The sequence below is a fragment of the Luteimicrobium xylanilyticum genome (genome assembly GCF_009429125.1).
GTDB classification, from domain to species: Bacteria; Actinomycetota; Actinomycetes; order Actinomycetales; family Cellulomonadaceae; genus Luteimicrobium; species Luteimicrobium xylanilyticum.
On the sequence record NZ_CP045529.1, the window covers coordinates 3,572,494 to 3,590,350 of the forward strand.

The window sequence follows — 17,857 nt, forward strand, 5'->3', positions numbered from 1 at the left end:
AGGTCTTGACGTGACGGTCGGACGGTCCCTCGTGGACGACTCGGGCGATGGTGGTCCGGGTGTTGGCGCACCCGGGCCACCGCTTTTCCGGCAGGGCAGGATCGCGGACGATCAGGCCGGCGCCGGAGGTTGGGGGGGTGGCGCGTGGGGCGCGCCGTTGGCGATCTCGTCGAGCTCTGCGAGATGTTCGGCCCCGATCTCGCGGAGCACCTCGCCCTCGACCTCGTCGGCCGGTCTCCCGGCCGCGAGCATCTCGTGCATCCGGGTCCACAGCTGCTGGCCGCCGAGCGTCCCGGCGTCGATCCGCGCGACGAGGTGGTCGACCCAGTCCCGCTCGGCAGACAGGAGGGCGAGGTGGAAGTCGGCCTCGATCGCCAGCATCTCCGGCAGCCCGGCCTCACGGGTCCGGTCGCGGACCGCCTGCCGGTGGACCAGCTCTGCTTCGAGGGTCGCGACCCGTGCGCGCAGGAGGTCGGCGACCTCGGCCGGCCCGAGCAGCCCGACGAGCGACAGCCCCGCCTCGAGCGTCGGGTACTCGCGCTCGGGGACGGCGAGGATCTGGCGCAGCCACTCGTGGGCCTCGGTGCGGCCGTCGTCGGTGATCTCGTAGACCGTGCGCTCGGGACGGTTGCCCTCCCGCTCGGCGCGCTGCTCCGTGATCAGGCCGTGCTTCTCGAGCGACTTGATGACCGAGTACAGCGACCCGAAGTTGAGGCGGATCGAGTCGTCCTTTCCGCGCCGGCGCAGCGTGGTCGTGATCTCGTACGGGTACATGGGCTTCTCCCACAGGCACGCGAGCACCGCGAGCGCCAAGGGGTTGGACACCGGCCGTCGGACCATTACTCACCTCCATATACTCGATTCAGAGTATGTGGGTGTGGGGAGGTGTGCAAGACCCCGTCGCGCCCGGCTGACACCATGGGCCCATGCGCATCCGAGTCGCCGCCTACGCCGTGATCCTCGACGCCGACGGCCGCCAGCTCCTCTCCCACTGGAACGAGGGCCCCGGCCTGACCGGCTGGACGCTCCCCGGCGGCGGGCTCGAGTTCGGCGAGCACCCGACCGAGACGGTGGTCCGCGAGGTCCGGGAGGAGACGGGCTACGACGTCGAGCCGGGCGAGCTGCTCGGCCTCGACACGACCGTCATCCCGCCCGAGCGCCTGCGTGACCGCTCCGGCGGCCCGATGCAGGCGCTCCGGATCCTCTATCGCGCCGAGATCACGGGCGGGACGCTCACGCCCGAGGCCGACGGGTCGAGCGACGACGCCGGGTGGTTCACGCAGCCCGAGGTCGACGCGCTCGACCGCGTCCCTGCCGTCGACACGGCCCGCCGCCTCGCCGGGCTGCTCCCGGTGCCGTGAGACGCCTCCCCGCCGCGGCGGCCGCCGTCGCGCTGCTCGCGCTCGCCGGGTGCTCCGGCCCGACGGCGTCCCCCACCTCCGCGCCGACCTCGCCGGCACCGGGGTCGTCCGGGAGGAGCGCCGACGGCCACCGCGGCGACACCCCGACCGCCACCGCTGCGCCGTCCCGGACACCTCGGCCCGCGACGGCGGAGGTGACGCTCGACGGTTCCGCCGGCCGCGGGTCGCTCGTCGTCGAGGCCCCCGCGGGCGCGACCGTGACGACGCGCCCCGCGGCCTCCGGCTCGACCCGCGTGACGGTGCGACACCTCGCCCGGGGAGGCAGCGTCGCCGTGCACGCCGCGGATCCCACCGGGGCGACGCTGCGGGACGAGGTCGACGGGACGTTCGGGCTCGTCACCTCGGGCGACGCGACGCTCGGCGGGCTCTCCCGGCCTGACGGCGGCACCGCGCGGGGCGTCGAGGGGACCGTGGTCGTGACGGCGTCGAGCGCCACGGTGACCCTGTGGGCGGGGACCGGCACGCCGCGCAGCGCGACGTGGGGCGTCCACGAGGGCGGCAAGTCGATCGCGGTCGACGCCAACGCCTGGGCGAGGGCGTCGGGACAGGCGGGCGCCGAGGCCACGTGGTCGGCTCTCGTCGTCGAGGAGCCCGCCACGAACATGCCGGGGATGCGCGACCAGCTCCTCTGTCATGCCCTCGGCGTCCCCGACAAGCCGACGTGGAACCTCGAGCCGTGGCGCCCCGACGTCGGGCTGGTCGCGACGCTCGCCGCGAGCTGCAACCCCTGAGCCGACCTCAGTCGGCGCGGACCGCGACCGGCTCGCGCTCGGTGGTCGCACGGCCATCCTCGGCCTTCGCCTCGGTCAGGAGCAGAGCCCCGGTGACCAGCAGCGCGGCCGCCGTCAGGCCGTGCACGCCCAGCGCGGTCGCGGTGGAGCCGCCGTTCGACAGGATGAGGGTCGCATCGGCCAGGGGGACCACGGTCCACAGCGTCAGCACCCACCCGAGCGCGCGACGTTGCCCCGTGAGCAGGAGCGCGAGCGGGACGAGCCCCGACGCGAGGTCGCGCGCTCCCTTCGTGGCGAGGAACTGCGCCGCGTCGCCCTCGGGCCACACGGCCATGCCGAACTGCGGCGCGGTGGCCTCGGGGAAGAACAGGTAGCTGACGCCGACGTAGCCGATGCCGACGGCGAGCAGGACGGTGAGCGTGGTGGCGAGGCGCGTGCGGAACATGGCGATCTCCTGAGTCTGATGGGGTTCGGGGGGCGGAGCGGAGTCAGCGGCGGGCGCCCAGCGGGCCGAGGACCCGGACGGCGGCACGGGTGAGCGAGGACGTGGGCCGCATGACGTCGCGGTACCGGTGCAGCACGCCGGCGAGCGGGACGAGCCCGCTGCGCCCCTCGCGCTGCAGCCGGTCCATCGCGGTGAAGAGCTCCTCGACGCGGCCCGCCGGGGTGCTGAGCCAGCGCAGCACGGCCGGCTCGTCGCCCGCGTTCCACATGTGGTGCGCGGTGCCGCGTGGGACGACGAACGACTCCCCTGCGGTGAAGTCCTGCTCGCGGCCCGCGAACCCGACCCGGATCGTGCCTGCGAGGACCGTGAACTCCTCGTCGTGGTGCGAGTGCACGTGCTTCGGCGGGCGCGAGCCGCGCGGCTCGTAGGTCGCCTCGACCTCGAAGCGGTCGGCGGTGGACTCCCGCACCACCAGGGACTCGGACCCGTTGAGCGTCAGCGTGCTCGACATTGCTCCTCCTCAAGTTACTTGTGCGCGAGTTGCTTGTAACGAAGGTAGAACACAAGTAACTCGCGCGCAAGCTAAACTGGCGGCATGGACGACAACGCACGCATCGACGCGCTCGTGCAGCAGTGGGCGGACCAGCGGCCGGACATCGACCGCGACGCGATGGCCCTGCTCGCGCGACTGACGCGCGCGGCCGAGCTCGTGAACGCCCGGACCGACCGGCTCGCCGGCGACTACGGCGTCAACCGCGGCGACGGCGACGTCATGTTCGCCCTGCGCCGCTCCGGGGAGCCCTACCGGCTCTCCCCAACCAGCCTCGCGCGCGCGCTCCTCATGACGACCGGCACGATGACCGGCCGCCTCGACCGGCTCGAGAAGCGCGGCCTCATCGTCCGCGTCCCGAGCACGCACGACCGTCGCAGCCTCGACGTCGAGCTGACCCCCGAGGGCAAGCGCCTGGTCGACGAGGCCGTCACGACGCACACGGCCGGGCAGCAGGAGGTCGTGTCAGCACTCACCAGCACGGACCGCGCCGACCTCGACCGGGTGACGCGCAAGCTCATCGCGCACCTCACCGACGACTGAGCCCCGCGCGGAGCCGGTCGCGCAGGAACGAGACCGCCGGCGCCTCGGCCATCGACGCCCGCCACACCAGCCCGACGGTCCGCACGGGAACCGGGTCCGCGACCGGGACCGCCACGACGTCGTCGGGCAGGGCGCCGCGCCCGAGCCGGGGCAGCAGCGACACGGCCGCGCCCGCGGCGACGAGCGCGACGTGCGACGCGAACTCCGACGCCCAGTACCGGATCCGCGGCTGGCGCGGCTGATCTCCGAACATGCGGACGAACCAGGCGTAGCAGATCGAGTCCTCGAACGTGGACGCCCACGGCTCGTCGAGCAGGTCGCCGGGCGTCACGCGCCCGCACGACGCCAGCCGGTGGCCCGCCGGCACGAGGAGGTCCGCGACGTCCTCACCGATCTCCTCGTACCGGACGTGGTGCGGCACCTGCAGGCCCATCCCCCGCCACGCGTGCACGACGCCGAGGTCCGCGCCGCCCGCAGCGACCTGCGCGACGGCTTCCCACGGGTCGTGCTCCCTGACCACGACGTCGAGGCCCGGCGCGTCGTCGGCGAGCGCCGGGACGAGCGGGGCGACCAGGCCGCGGACCGCCGTCGAGAAGGCGACGACCCGCACCTGGCCCGTCGGCGCCGACGGGCCCGCGCCCGCGCGGACCCGCGCCGTGACCCGCTCCACGTCCCGCAGCAGCGTGCCACCGTCCTCGACCAGACGTCGGCCGTGTGCCGTGAGCGTCACGCCGCGGCCCACGCGCTCGAGGAGCGGGACCCCGAGGGTCCGCTCGAGCCGTTTGACCTGCTGCGACACCGCCGACGGCGTGTACCCGAGGTCGGCGGCCGCCGCGCCGACCGTGCCGGTGCGGTCCACGGCGACGAGCGCCTCGATGCCCGCGAGATCGATCATCGACGGCTCCCATCGTTCAGCACTGCTGCACGAATTCAAGCACGAACGTGCGATGGACCTTCATGGTCGGATGCGGCCAGACTCGGAGCGTGCCCCGCCTCCCTGCTGCTCCCCCGACCTCGCTCCCGCCGCGGGCCGCCGCCCTCGCCGTCGTCGTCGCCGTCATCTGGGGCGTGAACTTCGTCGTCATCGACGAGGGCCTCGGCGACGTGCCGCCCACGCTGTTCGCGGCGGTCCGGTTCGCGCTCGTCGTCGTGCCTGCCGTGTTCTTCGTGCCGCGGCCGGCCGCGCGGTGGCGCGACGTCGCGGCCGTCGGCGCGTGCATGAGCCTCGGGCAGTTCGGATTCCTCTACACGGCGCTCGCCGCCGGGATGCCCGCCGGGCTCGCGTCGCTCGTGCTGCAGGCGCAGGTCGTCCTCACCGTGCTCTTCGCCTCGCTCGCCCTGCGCGAGACACCGACCCGCAACCAGCTCGTCGGAGTGCTCGTCGGGGCGGCGGGGCTCGTCGTCGTCGGGCTCGCGCTCGGTGCCCGGACGCCGCTCGCGGCCTTCGCCCTCACGCTCGCCGCCGCCGCGTCCTGGGCGGCTGGGAACGTCGTGTCCCGACGGATCGGCGCGGCGAGCGCGGCCGCGGGCGTCAGCCGGCCGACGTCGGGCCTCTCGCTCACGGTGTGGTCGGCCGTCGTCGTGCCAGTGCCGCTCTTCGCGCTGTCGCTCGTGCTCGACGGGCCCGGCGCCGTCGGGCACACGCTCGCGCACCCGACGCTCGCCGCCGCCCTCTCGACCGCGTACACCGTGTACCTGTCGACGCTCCTCGGGTACGGGATCTGGAACTCGCTGCTCGCGCGCTACCCGGCGTCCGCCGTCGTGCCGTTCACGATGCTCGTGCCGGTCGTCGGCGCGGCGACCGCGTGGCTCGTCCTCGGCGAGGTCCCGAACGGCGGCCAGGCCGCGGGTGGCGTGCTCCTCCTCGTGGGCGTCGCGATCACCACCGGCGTCCTGCGACGCCGCCGACACGCCCCCACGCCCCCCGAAGTTGACCGGCACCCGGCACACCTCGCGAAGTAGTACGGCCGCCGTACTACTTCGCGAAGTATGCGGGCGGCCGTACTACTTCGGCGCGTGGGTGGGGTCAGCGGCCCTTCGAAGCCTTCTGCAGCGCCTTCTCGCTCACGGGTGCCCGGCCGCTGGCCCGCTCCTCGCGGTAGTAGGCGCGCGCCTCGTCCTGCCGCTCCTTCTCGATGCCGGTCGCGATCTCGGCGCGCAGGTGCGCGGGGCCGTAGCCGAACGCGTCGACGAGGTCCTGCGCGTGCGGCCGGAGCCGCCGCACGAGGCGGTCGAGGTAGCCCGTCACGGTCCGAGCACGCTGCGCGGAGAGGCGCCCGTTGACGACGTACCAGCCGAGCTCGCGCTCGACGAGCGACAGCCCGTACACGTCCCGGACCCACGTGAGGACCTGGCGCGTCCCGGCATCCTCGACGGTCGCGAGCGCCCGGGTGAACGCCTCCCACTTCAGCAGGTGCCCGTAGGCGCGCGAGACCTCGACGAGCTCGTGCTGGTGCTCGTTGAACAGGTCGAACGCGGCCTGCGGGTCGAGCTTGGCCGCCGGACGGAGCGCGGCGCCGAGCTCGGCGACGGCGACCTGGACGCGGTCGGTGAGAAGCTCGCGCTGGGTCTCCTCGGACCGCAGGTGCCCGGCGGAGCGGCGAGCCGAACCGGCGTCGGAGATCGCCTGGGCGGCCCGGCTGAGCCCGCTGCCGTGCAGGGCCGAGTCGGCTGCGCGGGCGGCGACGAGCTTCGCGATGTCGCCGGCGCTCGCCCCCTTGAACTGCTTCGCGTAGTCGCCGAGGAGCCGCTTGCCGACGAGCTGCAGCAGGACGGTGTTGTCGCCCTCGAACGTCGTGTAGATGTCGAAGTCGGCACGGAGCTGGGTGAGCCGGTTCTTCGCGATGAAGCCCGCGCCGCCGCAGGCCTCGCGCGCCTCCAGCAGGGTGTCCATCGTGAACCAGGTGGACGTCGCCTTGAGGGCGGCGGCCGTCGTCTCGAGGTCCTCCCGGGTCTCCGGGGTGTCCTTGCGACCCGAGAAGACGTCGTCGAACAGGGCGAGGAGCTCCTCGTGCGCGAAGCTCATCGCGTACGTCTCGGCGATCCGCGGAATCAGGCGACGCTGGTGGCGACCGTAGTCGAGCAGGACGACCTCGTCGAGGCCGGAGCCCGCGAACTGGCGGCGCTCGTTCGCGTACCGGACGGCGATCGCGAGCGCCATCTTCGAGACGACGCCGGACGCGCCGTCGAGCGACACGCGACCCTGGACGAGCGAGCCGAGCATGGTGAAGAAGCGGCGGCCCGGGCTCTGGATCGACGACGTGTAGGTGCCGTCCTCGGCGACCTGGCCGTACCGCGCAAGGAGGTTCTCGCGCGGCACGCGTACGTGCGTGAAGTGCAGGCGGCCGTTGTCGATGCCGTTGAGGCCGCCCTTGAGGCCGTCGTCCTCGCCGCCGACGCCGGGCAGGAACCCGGCCGCGCGCCCGTCGGGCCCCACCTCGCGGATCGGGACGTAGAACGCGTGCACGCCGTGGTTGACACCCTTGCTGACGAGCTGCGCGAACACGACGGCGGCGACGCCGTCGCGGCCCGCGTTGCCGAGGAACTCCTTCCACGCCCCGCGGAACGGGGTGTGCAGGTCGAACTCGCCGGTCTCGGGGTCGTACGTGGCGGTCGTCCCGACCGACGCCACGTCGGAGCCGTGGCCGATCTCGGTCATCGCGAACGCGCCGGGGACGGCCAGGCTCATCGCGCCGGGGAGCAGGCGGTCCTGCTGCTCCGGCGTGCCGAGGTGCAGGATCGCAGCGCCGAACAGGCCCCACTGCACGCCGGACTTGATCTGGAGCGACAGGTCGGCGACGGCGAGCTCCTCGAAGCCCGCGATGTTGCCGCCGGGGTTGTCCTCGCCGCCGAGCCGGGACGGGAACGCACGCAGCACGTGCCCACCCTCGACGAGCAGCTTGAGCTGACCGAACACGCGTTCACGCTGGCCCTCGAGCGGGAGGCTGTCGTCGCGGACGATCCGCTCGTCGGTCGCGGCGGCGCGGGACTTGGCGCGGATGTCGGCCCACTGCCCGAGCAGCAGGCGGGAGAGCGCGTCGACGTCCACGCGGCCCGACTCGGGGGCGCCCGCGTCGAGCGCGGGGACCTGCTCGGCCTCGGGCTCGGCGCCCTCGGGCGGCACGGCTGCGGGACGCACGTCGGTGGCGGTCATCAGGACTCCTTCGCGGTGGACTTCGGCCCGGAGGCGGCGCGGCTCGCCGCGGTCACGCCCTCCCACAGCCAGGTGGTGATCTGCTCGGCGAGCGCGTCACGGTCGGGGACTCCGGGCTGTCCGCGGCGCGCCAGCCACCACTCGCCCGTGCCGCGCACGAACGACGACTGGCCCGTCGCCCAGGCCGACGCGGCGACCTCGTCGAGGCCGAGCTCGCGGACGGCGGGGACGCGCATGAGCTCGTCGATCTCGTCGATGAACGTCGTGAGCGGGGGCCGGCCGTCGCCCGTGATCCGGGGGCCGGCGTCGTTGCCGATGATCGAGCCCGTGCGCGTCACGAAGTAGTAGACGTTCGGGGAGTGCTCGATCATCGCGAGATAGGTGTCGACCATCGCGGCGATGCCGTCGCGCAGCGACTCGGCCGAGTGGAGCGCCTGGTCGAGTGCGTCGCGGATCTCGGCGACGACCTGCGCGCCGACGGCGATCTGCAGGCCGACCTTGTCCTCGAAGTAGCGATAGATGATGGACTTGGAGGTGCCGGCGAAGGCGGCGATCTCCTCCATCGAGACGTCCGAGCCCTTGCGGTGGACGGCCTTGCGGGTCGCGTTGACGAGCGCGGCGCGGCGCGCGGCGCGGTGGTCGTCCCACCGTGTCGAGCGGCCGTCGGTGCTGACCGGATCGGTCGTCGTCTCGGACGTGGGCTCGGGGGGAGCCTCCATCGAGGAGGACTGCGTCGTTGCACTCACGAGACCGAGAGTATCAGGTACTGTGAGTCTTGGACATCCGAGCTTTCCGAGCAACGAGGCGAGAGGACCACCGATGTCACCCCGCAAGACCTCCCCCAGCACGCCCGACCCGGCCCCGTCCACCACGCAGCCCGCAGTGCGCGACGCCGTGATCGTCGGGGGCAACCGCATCCCCTTCGCCCGCGCCGGCTCCGCGTACCGCACGGCCTCCAACCAGGAGATGTTCACCGCCGCGCTCGAGGGCCTCGTCGCGCGGTTCGGGCTCCAGGGCGAGCGCCTCGGCGAGGTCGTCGGCGGCGCCGTCCTCAAGCACTCGCGCAACTTCAACCTGATCCGCGAGTCCGTGCTCGGCTCGTCGCTCGACGCGGCCACCCCGGCCTACGACCTCCAGCAGGCGTGTGCGACCGGCCTCGAGGCGACCATCGCCGTCGCCAACAAGATCCGGCTCGGCCAGCAGGACTCCGGCGTCGCCGGGGGCACCGACACCGTCTCGGACGCCCCCATCGCCGTGAGCGAAGGCCTGCGCCGCGTCCTCCTCGAGGCGCAGCACGCCAAGACCACGCAGGCCCGTCTCAAGGCGTTCGCGAAGCTGCGCCCCGCGGACCTCAAGCCCAACCCACCCGTCACGGACGAGCCGCGGACCGGCCTGTCCATGGGCGAGCACCAGGCCATCACGACGGCGCAGTGGGGCATCACCCGCGAGGCCCAGGACGAGCTCGCCCTCGCGAGCCACCAGAACCTCGCCGCCGCGTACGAGGCCGGGTTCTTCGACGACCTCGTGACCCCGTTCCGCGGCCTGTCCCGCGACAACAACCTGCGCACCGACAGCTCGCTCGAGAAGCTCGCGAAGCTCAAGCCCGTCTACGGCAAGAACCTCGCCGGCACCGAGCCGAGCATGACCGCGGGCAACTCGACCCCGCTGACCGACGGCGCCTCGACCGTCCTGCTCGCGAGCCGTGAGTGGGCCGCCGAGCGTTCGCTGCCGGTCCTGGCCCGGTTCGTCGACGCCGAGACCGCCGCGGTCGACTTCGTCCACGGCGCCGAGGGTCTGCTCATGGCCCCCGCGTACGCCGTCCCGCGGCTGCTCGCGCGCAACGGCCTGACGCTCGGCGACTTCGACTTCGTCGAGATCCACGAGGCTTTCGCGTCGACCGTCCTGACGATCCTGGCCGCCTGGGAGGACGACACGTTCTGCCGCGAGCGCCTCGGCCTCGACGCCCCGCTCGGCAAGGTCGACCGTTCGGTCCTCAACGTGCACGGCTCGTCCCTCGCCGCGGGGCACCCGTTCGCCGCGACCGGCGGGCGGATCGTCGCGTCCACCGCGAAGATGCTGTCCCAGCGGGCCGCGGAGACCGGCAAGCCGGCCCGCGCCCTGATCTCGATCTGCGCGGCGGGCGGCCTCGGCGCCACCGCGATCCTCGAGAGCGCGTGACCGACGAAGATGCCGCGAGGAACACAAGGAGCACCGTGACCGACACCTACCTGCGCCTCGTCAACAGCGGCGTCACCAAGAAGCTCGCGAAGCAGCTCGGGCTCCCCCGGCCCGCGGTGCTGCGCCGGTACGAGCCGGGTCAGCCGCTCGTCACCGGGCCTGTGCTCGTGCTGGGCCGCGGCGACAACCTGCCACCCGCGCCCGACGCGCCCGCCCCGTCGCCGGACGCCGACGCCGTCGCACACGTGCTCAGCGGCTGGGGCCTCGACGTCCGCCGCCACCCGAGCCAGCTCGAGGACGGGGGCCGCTGGGCCGGCGTCGTCGTCGTGCTGACCGAGGCCGAGGAACCCGCCGACCTGTCCGGGCCGATGCTGGCGCTCGGCTCGACGCTGCGGCGCATCGCGCCCAGCGGGCGCATCGTCACCGTTTCCCGCGCCGCCACGCCCGACGACGGCCCCGCGCTCTCCGCGGTGCGCGTCGGGATCGACGGGGTGCTCCGGTCCGTCGCGAAGGAGCTGCGCGCGGGTGCGACCGGGAACGGGATCGTGCTGAGCGGCGACGCGACGCTCGACGGGCCGTCGGTGGCCGGGCTGCTCCGGTTCTTCCTCTCGTCGAAGAGCGCTTTCGTCGACGGGCAGCTCGTCACGGTGTCGTCGGACGCGGGCGTCCTGCCGGGCGCGGGCTCCGGTTGGGAGAAGCCGCTCGACGGCAAGGTCGCGGTCGTCACGGGTGCCGCGCGCGGCATCGGTGCGGCCATCGCGAAGGTGCTCGCCCGCGACGGCGCGACCGTCGTGTGCGTCGACGTACCCGCCGCCGGGGACGCGCTCGCGAAGGTCGCCAACCAGGTCCGCGGCACGGCGCTCCAGCTCGACATCACCGCCCCCGACGCGGGCGACCGTCTGCTCGCGCACGCGCTCGAGCGGCACGGGCACCTGGACGTCGTCGTGCACAACGCGGGGATCACGCGCGACAAGCTGCTCGCCAACATGACGCCCGACCGCTGGGACTCCGTGGTCGCGGTGAACATCGCCGCGCAGCTCCGGATGAACGAGCAGCTCCTCGCGTCCGGCAAGCTCGCCGAGGGGGCGCGGATCGTGTCGCTCGCGTCGACGTCGGGCATCGCGGGGAACCGCGGCCAGACGAACTACGCCGCCTCCAAGGCCGGGGTGATCGGCATGGTCCGGGCGACCGGGCCCCTGCTCGCGCCGAGCGGTGGCACCGTGAACGCGGTCGCGCCCGGGTTCATCGAGACCGAGATGACCGCGAAGATCCCCGCCCTCACGCGGCAGGTCGCGCGGCGGCTCGACTCGCTCCAGCAGGGCGGGCTGCCCGTCGACGTCGCCGAGACCATCGCGTTCCTCGCGTCTCCCGTCGCGGGCGGCGTGAACGGGCAGGTCGTTCGGGTGTGCGGGCAGAACCTGGTGGGTCAGTGAGCGAGGAGACCCACGCGCGTCGCACGGACCACCCCGGCGCCGACGAGAACGGGCGCATCACCGTCACCATGGCCGAGGTCCCAGGTCTCGGCGGCCTCTACGCCCGCGGTGTCGCGAAGCCCTTGCTCCGGCACCTGCCCGGCCGCACGTCGGAAGGTGCCACCGTCTTCGGGCCGGGCGCTGCGTCCCTCCTCGCCCCGGTGAGCTACCGGGTCGCGGGCGTCGACACCGGCGACCCTGCGCTGCGCGAGCGGCTCGCGGCGTACGACCGGGTCGTCGGGGAGCCGGCGTCGGACGTGCTGCCCGCGGGGTTCGTCCACGTGCTCGCCTTCCCCGTCGCCACGGCGCTGATGACACGCGACGACTTCCCCCTCCCGCTGCTCGGCATGGTGCACCTGGCCAACGCGGTGCAGGTCGCGCGGCCCGTCGTCGTCGGCGACGTGCTGGAGGTGCGGGCGTGGGCGCAGGACCTGCGGCCCCACCGCCGGGGGGCGCAGGTGGACCTCGTGACCGCGGTGCGCACCGACCCCGCCGACGACGCGCCCGCCTGGCGCGGGGTGTCGACCTACTTGGCCAAGGGGGTCACGCTGCCCGGCGCCCCCGAGCCGTCAGAACCTCACGGGGGTACGGCCGCGCCAGCTTCTGACAGCTCGGTCGAGCACCCGCTGCCGACCGGGCGGTGGGCCCTCGACGCCGCGACCGGACGCCGGTACGCAGCCGTCTCGGGCGACCGGAACCCGATCCACCTGTCGGCGCTGTCCGCGAGGGCGTTCGGGTTCCCGCGCGCCATCACGCACGGCATGTACACGGCGTCGCGCGCGCTCGCCGGGCTCGCACGTGAGCGCGGCGACGCCTACGACTGGACGGTCTCGTTCGCGAGGCCCGTGCTGCTGCCCGGGACCGTCGACGTGTCCGTCCGGCCCGACGGCGCAGCCTGGGTCTACGAGGGCTGGGACGCGCGCAAGGGCACGCCGCACTTCAGCGGGTCGGTCACGCCGCGCGGCTGACCGACCTCGGTGGGCTCGTGCCGGGTGTCGTGCCCCCGTGCCAGGATCGCGCCCATGCCCTTCGTGCTGGAACCCGAGTCCTACGTCGACGACGTCACCCTCGACGGTGACGACCTCACCGGGCAGGACGGCACGGACGCCCGGCTCGACGGGTGCCGGTGGCGCGGCGTCCGGCTCGACGAGGTCGTGCTGCGCCGCGCCCGCCTCAGCGACACCGCCCTCGACACGGTGAGCGCCACGACGCTCGACGTCACGTCCGGGGACTGGCTGGACGTCGTCGTGCGGGACTCGCGCCTGGGCGGCATGCCCGCGTTCGACGCCGACTGGCGGCGGGTCCGGGTCACCGGCGGCAAGATCGACTACCTCAACCTCCGCGACGCACGGCTCACGGACGTCACGTTCGACGGCGTGACGATCGGGGAGCTCGACCTCACCGGCGCAAGAGCGACGAAGCTCGTGCTCCGCGACGTCACGGTCCGCGAGCTGGTCGTGGACCGCGCCACGCTCAGCGGGGCCGACCTCACGGGCCTCGCGACCGGCGCGCTCCGGGTGCTCCGCGGCGTCAGCGGCCTGCGTGGCGCGCGGATCACCGGGTCCCAGTCGCTCGATCTCCTGCCCGCGCTCACGGACCACGTGGGTCTCGTCGTCGACGAGTAGCGGGTCAGGCTCCCGCGAGCCGCGCCTCGAGCCCGGCCCGCACGGCAGGCCACTCGTCGGCCAGCACCGAGAAGTAGACCGTGTCGCCGCGCGTGCCGTCACCGGCGACCCGGTGCGACCGGAGCACCCCCTCGCGGACGGCGCCGAGTCGCTCGATCGCCGCGAGCGACCGGGCGTTCCGGGCGTCGGCCCGCAGCGCGACGCGCTGGAGCCCCCAGGTCTCGAACGCATGCATGAAGAGCAGCAGCTTGGCCGCGGGGTTCGTCGTCCCGCCCCACCACGCCCGCCCGTACAGGGTGCTGCCGATCTCGACGCGCCCCTGGTCGCGGGACAGGTCGTAGAACGACGTCGTCCCACGCAGCTCGCCCCCGTCGCCGACGACGGCGAACGCGAGCTTCGCGGGTGTCGTCACCGAGGCGTGGATCCAGTTGCGCAGGGTGTCCTCGTCTCGTGGGACGGGGCTCGTGAAGCCCTGCCAGGACGCGGCATCGACGAGCGCGAGGAGCTCCGCGGCGTCGTCGGGAGAGAGAGGGCGCAGGGCGACGCCGTGCCCGGCGAGCGTCAGGTCGTGTTCCACGGGCTCATCCCACCACGCGGCACGACGGTTCCGGAGCGAGCGCGCCCCAGGGGCGCGGACGCTAGCACCCGGTCGATGAGGTGACCAGACCGGTATCGGATAGATCGGCGAGGCGTTGTCCGTTCGAGACTTTTCCTGGCCGTCGTTGTCAGATCGTTATCGACAAAGTACCGCCAAGTAACACGTCACGTCCGGATCGCAACAAGGGCGACCTAAAGTACCCGGCACTGACGTAGCGGCCCGGGTCCCGACCGGGACACCGCAGGGGTGCGGCCGCCGTGTCACGCAGGGTCTGCCGTGCGCAGGCTCTGGCCGCATCCGACGAGCCCGCGAGGGCTTCCCGAGGGGAGCAGTGCACGATGACACCCGTCCTCACCCGCAAGCCCGGACGCGCCATGGCCGTCCTGACCGTGGCCGCCGTGGCCGTCACCCTGACGAGCTGCGGCACCAAGAGCGGGGACGACCCGGACGCGTCCGGGGGCCCCGCGACGAGCAGCGGTCCCATCACCGTCGGCACCACCGACAAGATCACGACGATCGACCCCGCAGGCTCCTACGACAACGGCTCGTTCGCGGTGGAGAACCAGGTCTACCCGTTCCTCATGAACACCCCCTACGGGAGCCCGGACGTGAAGCCGGACATCGCCGAGTCGGCGTCCTTCACCTCCCCGACCCAGTACACGGTCAAGCTCAAGCCGGGGCTCAAGTTCGCCAACGGGCACGACCTGACCAGCAGCGACGTGAAGTTCACGTTCGACCGCCAGCTCAAGATCGCGGACAAGAACGGCCCGTCGTCGCTCCTGTTCAACCTCAAGAGCACCGCCGCGCCCGACCCGACGACCGTCGTGTTCACCCTCAAGTCGGCGAACGACCAGACCTTCCCGCAGGTGCTGTCCAGCCCGGCCGGCCCGATCGTCGACGAGCAGGTCTTCTCCGCGGACAAGCTCACGCCTGACGCCGACATCGTCAAGGGCGAGCCGTTCGCCGGGCAGTACTCGATCGCGAAGTACGAGTTCAACAGCCTCGTCGAGTACAAGAAGAACCCCGACTACCAGGGCCTGCTCGGTGCCGCGAAGAACGACACCGTCGACGTCAAGTACTACACCGACGCATCCAACCTGAAGCTCGACATCCAGCAGGGCAACATCGACGTCGCGTTCCGCAGCCTGTCGGCCACCGACGTCGACTCGCTCAAGAAGGACGACAAGGTGTCCGTCGTCGACGGCCCCGGCGGGGAGATCCGCTACATCGTCTTCAACTTCGACACCCAGCCGTACGGCACCAAGCAGAAGGACGCCGACCCGAAGAAGGCGCTCGCCGTGCGGCAGGCCGTCGCCGACCTCGTCGACCGCGACGAGCTCGCCTCCCAGGTCTACAAGGGCACCTACACACCGCTGTACTCGTACGTGCCGCAGGGCCTCACCGGAGCCACCGACTCGCTCAAAGGCCTGTACGGGGACGGCAACGGCGGACCGAGCCTCGACAAGGCCAAGCAGGTCCTCGCGGACGCAGGGGTCACGACACCGGTCAAGCTCGACCTGCAGTACAGCCCCGACCACTACGGGCCGAGCTCGGGTGACGAGTACGCGCTCGTCAAGAGCCAGCTCGAGAACGGCGGCCTGTTCCAGGTCAACCTGCAGTCCACCGAGTGGGTGCAGTACTCCAAGGACCGCACCTCCGACGTCTACCCGGCCTACCAGCTCGGGTGGTTCCCGGACTACTCCGACGCCGACAACTACCTGACGCCGTTCTTCCTCGAGGACCCGTCGCAGGACCTGCACGACTTCCTGGTCAACCACTACCAGAACGACACCGTCAACAAGCTGATCCTCGGCGAGGCCACCGAGAAGGACGCGGCGAAGCGCGCCGACGAGATCAAGCAGATCCAGGACACCGTCGCGAAGGACCTGTCGACCGTCCCGCTCCTGCAGGGCAACCAGGTCGCCGTGGTCCGCAAGGACGTCCAGGGCACCACGCTCGACGCGTCGTTCAAGTTCCGGTACGCCACGCTCACCAAGGGCTGACGACTCGGAACCACCGTCGCTGCGCCGGGGCGGGTCACCCGCCCCGGCGCACCGACCTCCATGAAGAGGTGCCCCCATGACCACACCCGAAGTCCTCGCCGCCGAGGCGGACCCCCTGCTCCCCATCAGCTCCGCCGAGCCGTCGGCGGACCCCGGCCGACGACGACGCGGCGGAGGGCTCGCCGGCTACGTGCTGATCCGGATGCTCCTGATCGTGCCGACGGTGTTCATCCTCGTGACGCTCGTCTTCTTCCTGATGCGCCTCACGGGCGACCCGATCACCGCGTCGCTCGGAGGGAAGCTCACGCCGGACCAGCTCGCGGAGCGCGTCCACGCCGCGGGCTACGACCGGCCGGTCCTCGTGCAGTACGTCGAGTACCTCGGCGACCTCCTGCGCGGCGACCTCGGGACGACGATCAGCGACAACCAGCCCGTCACGCACGTCCTCACCCAGTACGGGACCGCGACCCTGGAGCTGACGTTCTGGGCTCTCGTCGTGGCCCTGGCGGTCGGCATCCCGTTCGGGATGCTCGCGGCCCGCCACCGCGACCGGTGGCCCGACGCCGTGCTGCGGATCCTCGCGATCCTCGGGTACGCCACCCCGGTGTTCTTCGCGGGCATGGTGCTCAAGCTCGTGTTCGCCGTCGGGCTCGGGTGGCTGCCCGTCGCCGGGCGGGCGTCGACCTCGTCCGAGATCGCCTTCACCGACCTCCTGCACCCGAGCGGCATCGCGATCGTCGACGCGATCCAGCTCGGCGACCCGTCGGTCATCGGCGACGTCCTGAGGCACGCCGTCCTGCCGGCCCTCACGCTCGGGCTGCTCACCGGGGGCGTGTTCCTCCGGCTCGTGCGCACCAACATGATCGGCACGCTCTCGAGCGGGTACGTCGAGGCAGCCCGGTCCCGCGGCGTCGGCGAGCGCCGGCTGCTGCGCAAGCACGCCTACCGGCCCGCCCTCATCCCGATCATCACCGTGATGGGCCTGCAGATCGCGATGCTGCTCGGCGGCGCCGTCCTCACGGAGACCACGTTCGAGTGGAAGGGGCTCGGCTTCATGCTCGCGCAGTACCTGCAGGCGCGGGACTTCGTCGCGGTGCAGGGCATCGTCGTCCTCCTGGCCATCGTCGTCGCGGTCACCAACTTCGTCGTCGACGTCGTCGCCGCACTCATCGACCCGAGGGTGAGGTACTGAGATGCCACGGATCCTCACGCGTGCGCTCGGACCGCTGCGACGCAGCACCGGCCTGCAGCGCGGCATGCTCGTCACCGGGCTCGTCCTCACCGCTCTGCTCGTCCTCGTCGCGCTGTTCGCGCCGGTCCTCGCGCCGTACGGCTTCAACCAGCTCCGCGACGCGGGCGGCCCGTTCGGCGCCCAGCAGCACCCGAGCGGCTCGCACCTGCTCGGCACGACCGTCGGCGGCTACGACGTGCTGTCCCGGACTCTCTTCGGCGCACGGACGGCCGTCCTCGTGATCGTCGTCGCGATCGTCGCGTCGATCCTCGTCGGAGTCGCGCTCGGGCTCGTCGCCGGGTACTTCGGCGGCTGGCTCGACCGCATCCTGGTCGTGATCGCCGACGCGATCTACGCGTTCCCGTCCCTGCTGCTCGCCATCGTCCTGTCGATCGTGATCTCGCACGGGCAGTCCCAGCTGTGGGGAGGGATCCTCGCCGCGGCGCTGTCGATCACGGTCGTGTTCGTGCCCCAGTACCTGCGCGTGGTCCGCGCGGAGGTGCTGCGCGTCAAGACCGAGGCGTTCGTCGACGCCGCCCGCGTGATCGGCTCCGGCGACGTGCGCATCATGCTCCGCCACGTGCTGCGGAACTCGACCCGCACGCTGCCGGTGATCGTGACGCTCAACGCGTCCGAGGCGATCCTGACGCTCGCCGGGCTCGGGTTCCTCGGCTTCGGCATCGAGCCGACGGCCGCCGCCGAGTGGGGCTACGACCTCAACAAGGCGCTGGCCGACGTCACGAGCGGCATCTGGTGGACCGCGATCCCGCCGGGGATCGCCATCGTCCTCGCCGTCCTCGGCATCACGCTCGTCGGCGAGAGCCTCAACGACCTCGCCGACCCCCGCCTGCGCCGGCGTCGCGGCCTGCGCCGCACCGCCGGTGCCGCCGACGACCGCGCCCTCGAA

17 protein-coding genes and 1 pseudogene are annotated in these 17,857 nt (G+C 72.6%); 11 read left to right on the forward strand and 7 right to left on the reverse strand.

Annotation, left to right across the window (positions count from 1 at the left end):
- Nucleotides 1–111 precede the first annotated feature (111 nt).
- Nucleotides 112–825: a PadR family transcriptional regulator gene (locus tag KDY119_RS15870; protein WP_227994385.1), complete on the reverse strand. Its 714-nt coding sequence runs from the start codon at nt 823–825 to the stop codon at nt 112–114.
- A gap of 101 nt (nt 826–926) precedes the next feature.
- Between KDY119_RS15870 and KDY119_RS15875 the strand changes: the two genes are divergently transcribed.
- Both KDY119_RS15875 and KDY119_RS19225 read left to right on the forward strand, forming a co-directional pair.
- Nucleotides 927–1,361, forward strand: coding sequence for an NUDIX hydrolase (locus tag KDY119_RS15875; RefSeq protein ID WP_083890665.1), 435 nt, complete (start codon nt 927–929; stop codon nt 1,359–1,361).
- Nucleotides 1,358–2,152, forward strand: a complete 795-nt coding sequence (locus KDY119_RS19225; RefSeq protein WP_227994386.1) for a DUF2599 domain-containing protein — start codon at nt 1,358–1,360, stop codon at nt 2,150–2,152. Before KDY119_RS15875 ends, KDY119_RS19225 begins: the two co-directional genes overlap by 4 nt.
- A 7-nt stretch (nt 2,153–2,159) precedes the next feature.
- Here KDY119_RS19225 and KDY119_RS15885 read toward each other — a convergent pair whose 3' ends face one another.
- Together KDY119_RS15885 and KDY119_RS15890 are read right to left on the reverse strand one after the other, a co-directional pair.
- Nucleotides 2,160–2,597, reverse strand: a complete 438-nt coding sequence (locus KDY119_RS15885) for a DUF4267 domain-containing protein (protein ID WP_051136316.1) — start codon at nt 2,595–2,597, stop codon at nt 2,160–2,162.
- Nucleotides 2,598–2,640: 43 nt separating this feature from the next.
- The gene (locus KDY119_RS15890; RefSeq protein WP_051136317.1) at nt 2,641–3,108 is read right to left on the reverse strand and encodes a cupin domain-containing protein; all 468 of its coding nucleotides are present in this window, start codon (nt 3,106–3,108) and stop codon (nt 2,641–2,643) included.
- Between the two features lie 84 nt (nt 3,109–3,192).
- On the opposite strand from KDY119_RS15890, the gene KDY119_RS15895 reads away from it, so the two are divergent.
- A complete protein-coding gene (locus tag KDY119_RS15895; RefSeq protein ID WP_036947504.1) occupies nt 3,193–3,690 on the forward strand; it encodes a MarR family winged helix-turn-helix transcriptional regulator in 498 nt (165 codons plus the stop codon).
- On the opposite strand, the gene KDY119_RS15900 is transcribed toward KDY119_RS15895, so the two are convergent.
- The gene (locus KDY119_RS15900) at nt 3,677–4,585 is read right to left on the reverse strand and encodes a LysR family transcriptional regulator (protein WP_153022529.1); all 909 of its coding nucleotides are present in this window, start codon (nt 4,583–4,585) and stop codon (nt 3,677–3,679) included. The two genes, KDY119_RS15895 and KDY119_RS15900, sit on opposite strands and share 14 nt — an antisense overlap.
- 89 nt (nt 4,586–4,674) lie before the next feature.
- On the opposite strand from KDY119_RS15900, the gene KDY119_RS15905 reads away from it, so the two are divergent.
- Nucleotides 4,675–5,652, forward strand: coding sequence for an EamA family transporter (locus tag KDY119_RS15905; protein WP_227994387.1), 978 nt, complete (start codon nt 4,675–4,677; stop codon nt 5,650–5,652).
- Nucleotides 5,653–5,716: 64 nt separating this feature from the next.
- Here the strand turns inward: KDY119_RS15905 and KDY119_RS15910 are convergent, their stop codons facing one another.
- Together KDY119_RS15910 and KDY119_RS15915 are read right to left on the reverse strand one after the other, a co-directional pair.
- The gene (locus KDY119_RS15910) at nt 5,717–7,843 is read right to left on the reverse strand and encodes an acyl-CoA dehydrogenase family protein (RefSeq protein WP_153022530.1); all 2,127 of its coding nucleotides are present in this window, start codon (nt 7,841–7,843) and stop codon (nt 5,717–5,719) included.
- Nucleotides 7,843–8,589, reverse strand: a complete 747-nt coding sequence (locus tag KDY119_RS15915; RefSeq protein ID WP_227994388.1) for a TetR/AcrR family transcriptional regulator — start codon at nt 8,587–8,589, stop codon at nt 7,843–7,845. The genes KDY119_RS15910 and KDY119_RS15915 overlap by 1 nt, the downstream gene beginning before the upstream one ends.
- Nucleotides 8,590–8,662: 73 nt before the next feature.
- On the opposite strand from KDY119_RS15915, the gene KDY119_RS15920 reads away from it, so the two are divergent.
- The 4 genes from KDY119_RS15920 to KDY119_RS15935 are packed head-to-tail and all read left to right on the forward strand — an operon-like array spanning nt 8,663 to nt 13,118.
- On the forward strand, nt 8,663–10,021 hold the full coding sequence (locus KDY119_RS15920) for an acetyl-CoA C-acetyltransferase (protein WP_153022531.1): 1,359 nt from the start codon (nt 8,663–8,665) through the stop codon (nt 10,019–10,021).
- 35 nt (nt 10,022–10,056) lie between these two features.
- A complete protein-coding gene (locus tag KDY119_RS15925; protein ID WP_036947509.1) occupies nt 10,057–11,454 on the forward strand; it encodes a 3-oxoacyl-ACP reductase in 1,398 nt (465 codons plus the stop codon).
- Nucleotides 11,451–12,461, forward strand: coding sequence for a MaoC family dehydratase (locus tag KDY119_RS15930; RefSeq protein WP_227994389.1), 1,011 nt, complete (start codon nt 11,451–11,453; stop codon nt 12,459–12,461). Before KDY119_RS15925 ends, KDY119_RS15930 begins: the two co-directional genes overlap by 4 nt.
- A 54-nt stretch (nt 12,462–12,515) precedes the next feature.
- Entirely contained in the window at nt 12,516–13,118 is a 603-nt protein-coding gene (locus KDY119_RS15935; RefSeq protein WP_036947510.1) for a pentapeptide repeat-containing protein, read from the forward strand.
- A 4-nt stretch (nt 13,119–13,122) separates the two neighbouring features.
- Here KDY119_RS15935 and KDY119_RS15940 read toward each other — a convergent pair whose 3' ends face one another.
- Nucleotides 13,123–13,695 (reverse strand): GNAT family N-acetyltransferase, encoded by a 573-nt coding sequence (locus KDY119_RS15940; protein ID WP_036947511.1) that lies wholly within the window; start codon nt 13,693–13,695, stop codon nt 13,123–13,125.
- 359 nt (nt 13,696–14,054) lie between these two features.
- Between KDY119_RS15940 and KDY119_RS15945 the strand changes: the two genes are divergently transcribed.
- From KDY119_RS15945 to KDY119_RS19230, 3 genes and pseudogenes are all read left to right on the forward strand, one after another.
- A complete protein-coding gene (locus KDY119_RS15945; protein WP_036947512.1) occupies nt 14,055–15,719 on the forward strand; it encodes an ABC transporter substrate-binding protein in 1,665 nt (554 codons plus the stop codon).
- 76 nt (nt 15,720–15,795) lie between these two features.
- The gene (locus tag KDY119_RS15950; RefSeq protein WP_083890666.1) at nt 15,796–16,911 is read left to right on the forward strand and encodes an ABC transporter permease; all 1,116 of its coding nucleotides are present in this window, start codon (nt 15,796–15,798) and stop codon (nt 16,909–16,911) included.
- A 64-nt stretch (nt 16,912–16,975) separates the two neighbouring features.
- Nucleotides 16,976–17,794 (forward strand): annotated as a pseudogene (locus KDY119_RS19230) (ABC transporter permease); the annotation flags it as partial.
- Between the last annotated feature and the right edge of the window lie 63 nt (nt 17,795–17,857).

Coding starts and splice junctions, on each gene's coding strand:
- KDY119_RS15875 (WP_083890665.1), top strand. CDS start 927: ATGCGCATCCGAGTCGCCGCCTACGCCGTGATCCTCGACGCCGACGGC.
- KDY119_RS15885 (WP_051136316.1), bottom strand. CDS start 2,597: ATGTTCCGCACGCGCCTCGCCACCACGCTCACCGTCCTGCTCGCCGTC.
- KDY119_RS15890 (WP_051136317.1), bottom strand. CDS start 3,108: ATGTCGAGCACGCTGACGCTCAACGGGTCCGAGTCCCTGGTGGTGCGG.
- KDY119_RS15895 (WP_036947504.1), top strand. CDS start 3,193: ATGGACGACAACGCACGCATCGACGCGCTCGTGCAGCAGTGGGCGGAC.
- KDY119_RS15900 (WP_153022529.1), bottom strand. CDS start 4,585: ATGATCGATCTCGCGGGCATCGAGGCGCTCGTCGCCGTGGACCGCACC.
- KDY119_RS15910 (WP_153022530.1), bottom strand. CDS start 7,843: ATGACCGCCACCGACGTGCGTCCCGCAGCCGTGCCGCCCGAGGGCGCC.
- KDY119_RS15920 (WP_153022531.1), top strand. CDS start 8,663: ATGTCACCCCGCAAGACCTCCCCCAGCACGCCCGACCCGGCCCCGTCC.
- KDY119_RS15935 (WP_036947510.1), top strand. CDS start 12,516: ATGCCCTTCGTGCTGGAACCCGAGTCCTACGTCGACGACGTCACCCTC.
- KDY119_RS15945 (WP_036947512.1), top strand. CDS start 14,055: ATGACACCCGTCCTCACCCGCAAGCCCGGACGCGCCATGGCCGTCCTG.
- KDY119_RS15950 (WP_083890666.1), top strand. CDS start 15,796: ATGACCACACCCGAAGTCCTCGCCGCCGAGGCGGACCCCCTGCTCCCC.